This is a genomic window from Arthrobacter sp. Hiyo1, assembly GCF_001263615.2.
Taxonomy (GTDB): domain Bacteria; phylum Actinomycetota; class Actinomycetes; order Actinomycetales; family Micrococcaceae; genus Arthrobacter.
The window spans coordinates 909,949-915,783 of the sequence record NZ_DF952468.1 but is presented as its reverse complement, the minus strand read 5'-3'; the positions used below and the strand labels follow the sequence as shown (position 1 = coordinate 915,783).

General features: G+C 64.0%; 3 protein-coding genes and 3 pseudogenes. 2 read left to right on the top strand and 4 right to left on the bottom strand.

Annotation, left to right across the window (positions count from 1 at the left end; translation table 11 throughout):
* A partial coding sequence (locus tag AHiyo1_RS03950; protein ID WP_113990545.1) for a signal recognition particle receptor subunit alpha occupies positions 1-535 on the bottom strand: 535 nt, incomplete at its 3' end.
* 151 nt (positions 536-686) lie between these two features.
* On the opposite strand from AHiyo1_RS03950, the pseudogene AHiyo1_RS03945 reads away from it, so the two are divergent.
* A pseudogene (locus AHiyo1_RS03945) lies at positions 687-2,070 on the top strand (glucose-6-phosphate dehydrogenase); the annotation flags it as partial.
* Positions 2,071-2,187: 117 nt separating this feature from the next.
* On the opposite strand, the gene AHiyo1_RS03940 reads toward AHiyo1_RS03945, so the two are convergent.
* Positions 2,188-2,526: a P-II family nitrogen regulator gene (locus tag AHiyo1_RS03940; protein ID WP_028264639.1), complete on the bottom strand. Its 339-nt coding sequence runs from the start codon at positions 2,524-2,526 to the stop codon at positions 2,188-2,190.
* Positions 2,523-3,857, bottom strand: a complete 1,335-nt coding sequence (locus AHiyo1_RS03935) for an ammonium transporter (RefSeq protein WP_059387668.1) — start codon at positions 3,855-3,857, stop codon at positions 2,523-2,525. Before AHiyo1_RS03935 ends, AHiyo1_RS03940 begins: the two co-directional genes overlap by 4 nt.
* A gap of 225 nt (positions 3,858-4,082) precedes the next feature.
* Between AHiyo1_RS03935 and AHiyo1_RS03930 the strand changes: the two are divergent.
* Positions 4,083-5,326: pseudogene (locus AHiyo1_RS03930) on the top strand (MFS transporter).
* A gap of 67 nt (positions 5,327-5,393) precedes the next feature.
* Here AHiyo1_RS03930 and AHiyo1_RS03925 read toward each other — a convergent pair.
* Positions 5,394-5,835, bottom strand: a pseudogene (locus tag AHiyo1_RS03925) (signal recognition particle-docking protein FtsY); the annotation flags it as partial.

Below are 5,835 nucleotides of genomic sequence, written 5' to 3'. Positions count from 1 at the left end.
CGGCGACGGGGTCGCCGGTGGGAACATCCAGATCCGAGGTGGTGCCGGGGTGCGGAGCGAACACAGGTACGCCGGCCCGTTCGCCGACAATCTGGAGCTGCGTAACGGCGTTTGGACGCTGGAGGTCGGCGGCAACGAGCACAGGGCTGTGGCCTTGCGCCTTGAGCCATTTGGCAAGCTTGCCCGCGAGGGTGGTCTTACCCGCACCCTGCAAGCCGGCGAGCATGATGATGGTGGGCCCGGTCTTCGCCAAGCGGATACGGCGGGTCTCGCCGCCGAGGATCTCCTGGAGTTCCTCATTGACGATCTTGACGATCTGCTGGCTCGGGTTCAGTGCCGCGGAAACCTCGGCGCCCAAGGCGCGTTCACGGATGCGGCCGGTGAACTCGCGGACCACGGGCACGGCAACGTCGGCGTCCAAAAGGGCACGCCTGATCTCGCGGACGGTGGCGTCGACGTCGGCCTCAGTGAGGCGGCCCTTGCCACGGAGATTCTTGAAGGTTGCTGTCAACCGGTCAGAGAGTGAATTGAACACGCGCCGTGCACTTCTTTCAATGGTCTACGAATGGCGGCCGTTCCGACGCACCAATATCTTGACGATTCCTGCCCCAAACAAATCTGACTCAACTGAGGGACTCGACTATCTAGGGTACCAAGACGCGCCTGCAAGATGGCATGCTGGCACAGTGACCAGCAAAACAACAGTAAATACGTTGCTCATCCTAGGCGCCTCCGGAGATCTGACGGGCCGATTGCTGTTGCCGGGCCTCGCCAGGCTCGTGGCAAGCGGCCTCGCGGACGGCCTGAAGCTTGTCGGAGCGGGCTCCGACCCATGGACGCCCGAACAATGGACCAAACGCGTGGGCGACGCCTTCGAGGAGGCAGCCACGGGTGCAAGTGCCGCAGGCAAGAAGGCAATCGCGGCACTGGAGAAAAGTACCGAATACTATCAAGTGGATGTCACGGCGGACGGCCAGCTCGCGACGCTCCTGGCAGGGCTTGAAGCACCAATCGCCGTCTATTTCGCTTTGCCTCCACACATCAGCCAGAAGGCCTGCGAGGTCCTCACCGCCCAGCAGCTCCCTCCCGAAACTAGCCTGGTGATGGAGAAACCCTTCGGATCCAGCTCCGAATCCGCCCGTGAACTCAACAAGACCCTCGCCGCTTTGGTCCCGGAAGACCACATCCACCGCGTGGACCACTTCCTTGGCAAGGCCACCGTCTTCAACATCCTGGGCCTGCGCTTCGCCAACAGGTTCCTGGAGCCGGTGTGGAACCGGGACCACATCGAAAAAGTGGAGATCATCTTCGACGAAGACCTCGCACTCGAAGGGCGTGCCCGCTACTACGACGGAGCCGGCGCCCTCAAGGACATGATCCAGAGCCATTTGCTCCACATCATGGCATTGCTTGCCATCGATGCCCCCTCCACCATCGGCGAGCGCGATCTCCGCGACGCATTTCAACGGTGTTGCGTGCGAGCAGCATCACCGCGCCCTACAAGAAGTCCACCCGACGGGCGCGCTACACCGCCGGCCGGATCGCGACCGGGACGTGCCGGACTATGTCGCCGAAGCGGGCGTGGACCCTGCACGGGAAACGGAGACGCTCGCAGAAGTCGAAGTGGGAATCGATAACTGGCGCTGGAAAGGCGTCCCCTTCATCCTGCGCTCGGGAAAGGCTTTGGGTGCCGCGCGGAAAGAGGCGATCGTCACCTTCCGGCCCGTCCCGCACCTGCCGTCCGGATTCGAGGGTGTGGACTCCCCCAACCAGCTGCGCATCGGCTTCGGTCCTGACACCTTGCAGATCGACGTCGACGTCAACGGTCCCGGAAATATCTTTACTCTCGATCGAGTGACGCTCAACGCAGAACTGAATGCCTCCGATCTGCTGCCCTACGGAGAAGTGTTGGAAGGCGTCATTACCGGCGATCCGCTGCTCTCGGTCCGCGGCGACACCGCCGTCGACTGCTGGCGGATCATCGAGCCCGTGCTCAAGGCCTGGGCCAAGGATTCCGTGCCGCTCGAAAAGTACGACGCCGGCGGGCCGGGTCCCGCGGACTGGCCCACCCGCCGTCGGGGACTAACCAGGCGGCCACGCTCCTGCGCTCCCGCGCTCCTATGCAAGGGCACACGCAAGAGGGGCCGGGTACCTTTCCAGGTACCCGGCCCCTCGTTGCGTTGGGCCTTAGATGGCTGCTGCGCCCCGCTCGCCCGTGCGGACACGGACTGCTTCGTAGACGTCTACGGTCCAGACCTTGCCGTCACCGGCACGGCCGGTATTGGAGGAAGCAATCAGGACATCGAGGATGTCGTCTGCTTGCTCATCCGTGGCCAGGACCTCCACGCGGATCTTGGGAAGCAGATCCACGTTGTACTCGGCCCCGCGGTACACCTCGGTGTAACCACGCTGCCGGCCGTAGCCGCTGGCCGCGCTGACCGTCAGTCCCTGTACCCCGTATGCTTCGAGCCCCTCGCGGATGGCGTCGAGCTTCTCCGGGCGGACGATCGCCGTAATGAGTTTCATGCCTGGACACTCTCCTTGCCTGATACGGATGCTTCGTCAGCTGCTTCGGACGATACCTTGCCGGTGATGAGGTCGTGAAGGGGCTGGAAGCTTCCGCCGTGGCCGCCGACACCGAACTCGTACGCCGTCTCGGCGTGCAGGCTGAGGTCTGCTCCGGCGATCTCCTGGCGTTCGGAGATGCGGAAGCCCATGAGCTTGTGGATCGGGTAGGCGATGATGAACGTCATCACGCCGGTGAAGACGATCGAGCAAAGTGCCGCGAGCGACTGCGCAACCAGCTGGGTGGTCCCCCCGCCGTAGAACAGGCCTGCGGGACCCTGGGTCGGGGTGGCGAGGAAGCCGATGGCCACGGTGCCGATGATGCCGGACACCAGGTGGACGCCGACGACATCCAGGGAGTCGTCGTAGCCGAGCTTGAACTTCAGGCCGACAGCAAGGGCCGAGGCGACGCCGGCTGCGATACCGAGGGCGATCGCGCCGAGCGGGGAAACGTTGGCGCAAGCCGGGGTGATGGCAACCAGGCCGGCGACGACGCCCGATGCCGCACCAAGCGACGTGGGGTGGCCATCACGGATGCGCTCCACGACAAGCCAGCCGAGCATGGCCGCTGCCGGTGCGACGAGCGTGTTGATCCAGATCAGGCCAGCCTGCTGCACGTTTGCGGCGGCACCGGCGTTGAAGCCGAACCAGCCGAACCAGAGGATGGCTGCACCGAGCATGACCAGGGGCACGTTGTGCGGGCGGTGGTTCGGGTCCTTGCCGAAGCCCTTGCGGTTGCCGATGATCAGGACGAGGATGAGGCCGGCCACACCGGCGTTGATGTGCACCACGGTGCCACCGGCGAAGTCAATGACGGGAGCGAAAGTCTGGCCGAACCAGCCGGTTGCCGAGAAGAGGCCGCCGCCCCAGACCATGTAGGCCAGGGGTGCGTAGACGAGGGTGGCCCAGATCGGGGTAAACAGCGTCCAGGCCGAGAACTTGGCGCGGTCCGCGATGGCACCGGAGATGAGGGCGACGGTGATGATCGCGAAGGTTGCGGCGTATCCAACGTGGAGGAGGTCTGCCGGATCGGTGAAGTTGTGCAGACCGAAGTGGCTGAACGGATTCGCGAAGATCTGGAAGAAGTTGTCCGTGTTGCTTGTGGACATCGAGGCGCCCCACAGGACCCATACGAGGGTCACTGTGCCGATGGCGATGAAGCTCATCATCATCATGTTCAGGGCGGCCTTGGCACGGGTCATGCCGCCATAGAAGAATGCCAGGCCCGGGGTCATGAACAGCACGAAGGCTGATGCGACCAGGAGCCAAACGAGACCGGCGGTGAAGTCCATGTCTACGTCCTCTCTGCTTTTAGTTGCGGGCTGAGCCGCCTGTCCCAACGCATTTGCGTTCTACATAAGAGTTTTGCGGGGCAGTGTTTCACCTGCGAAGGTTTTAGATTGCGGGGCTGTTACAAGAACTTCTCGAACGTAAATGGTGCATATCACCCTTGTTACGGATATGTTTCGTCAGTTCCACTTTCCCCGCGCTCGTACTACCCAGAGGACCCCGACACCATGACTGCAAGCCCCGAATCCCCCGCCAATCAAGGAGCGAGGGCCGCGAAGGCTGCAATGCCACGGGACATCAAGGTGATGTTGGCGGCAGCGTTCCTGATTGCCCTGGGTTTCGGCCTCGTGGCGCCCGTACTCCCCCAGTTCGCCACGACGTTCGACGTCGGAGCAACGGCAGCCGCGGTGATCGTGAGCATTTTCGCGTTCATGCGCTTGGTGTTCGCTCCGGCCGGGGGTGCCCTGATGGGTCGGTTCGGCGAGCGTCCCGTGTACATCGCAGGGTTGCTGATTGTGGCTGCGTCGACGGCAGCCTGCGCCTTCGCCCAGAACTATTGGCAGCTGCTGGTCTTCCGGGGCCTTGGCGGAGCCGGTTCCGTAATGTTCACGGTTGCGGCGATGGGCCTCTTGATCAGGCTCGCCCCTCCGGAAAGCCGCGGACGGGTCTCCGGCGCGTACGCCTCCGCATTCCTGATCGGCAGCGTCCTGGGGCCCGTGGTTGGCGGGCTGCTCGCCGGGTTCGGCCTGCGCGTCCCCTTCCTCGCCTACGCGGCAGCCTTGGTCCTGGCGGCTTGGTTGTTCGCACGCAGCTGACGGGACGTTCAGGGGGAGCGACGCAAGGCGGCGCGGCGGGGCCGGCAATGCGCATGAAGGAGGCTTTGGGCGATTCTGCCTACCGGGCCGCCCTGTTCTCCAGCTTCAGCAATGGCTGGGCGACCTTCGGTGTGCGAATGGCCACTGTCCCCTTGTTCGCAGTGGTTGTGCTGGCCGGAGGCTCCGCCTCGGCGGGTTGGGCGCTGGCCGTGTTCGCGGGAGGAAACGCGCTGGCGCTGACCTTCTCCGGCCGCATGGCTGATAGTTTCGGCCGGAAGCCCATGATGCTGCTGGGCTTGATAGTCACCGGCCTGGCCACCGCGACCATCGGGTTGACCGGCAATCTTCCCGCGTTTTTCGCTGCGTCGGCTGCTGCCGGCTTCGGCTCCGGCTTGCTGAACCCGGCCCAGCAGGCCGCCGTCGGGGACATCATCGGCCGTGGCCGTTCCGGCGGCAAGGTGCTGGCGGTTTTCCAGATGGCCTCCGACGCCGGAGCTATTGTTGGCCCTGTCCTCGTCGGCCTCGTGGCTGATGGACTTGGCTACGGCTGGGCCTTCGGCGCAACCGGCGGCATCCTCCTGCTCGCCGCCGTCGGCTGGTCCGCGGCACGCGAGCCGATGCAGCGCGGCTACGAAAGCGTCGACTCACCCAACTAGCTAGCAGTAGATGTCGTTAAGAGCCTTGAAAACGACAACAACTGCTAGTTAGTTGGGCTGGATGCGCCTAGTTGAGCAGGGCGTCGACGAAGGCTTCGGCCTCGAACGGCGCGAGGTCGTCCGGGCCTTCGCCCAGTCCAACAAGCTTGACCGGCACGCCGAGGGCCTTTTGGATCGCGACGACGATCCCGCCCTTCGCGGTACCGTCCAGCTTCGTAAGCACGATTCCCGTGATGTTGACTACCTCGGAGAAGACCTTGGCCTGGTTCAGGCCGTTCTGTCCGGTGGTCGCATCCAGTACGAGCAGGACTTCGTCCACTTCGGCCAGCTTCTCGATGACGCGCTTGACCTTGCTGAGCTCGTCCATGAGGCCAACCTTGTTTTGCAAGCGGCCGGCGGTGTCGATCATGACGACATCCACTTCCTGCTCAATGCCGGACTTGACGGTTCATAGGCGACAGAGGCTGGGTCTGCGCCGACGACGTGCGACCTGACGGTTGCGACGCCGA

Bases quoted from the DNA above. Each gene is read 5' to 3' on its own strand.
- AHiyo1_RS03940 (WP_028264639.1), bottom strand. From the start codon at position 2,526: ATGAAACTCATTACGGCGATCGTCCGCCCGGAGAAGCTCGACGCCATC.
- AHiyo1_RS03935 (WP_059387668.1), bottom strand. From the start codon at position 3,857: ATGGACTTCACCGCCGGTCTCGTTTGGCTCCTGGTCGCATCAGCCTTC.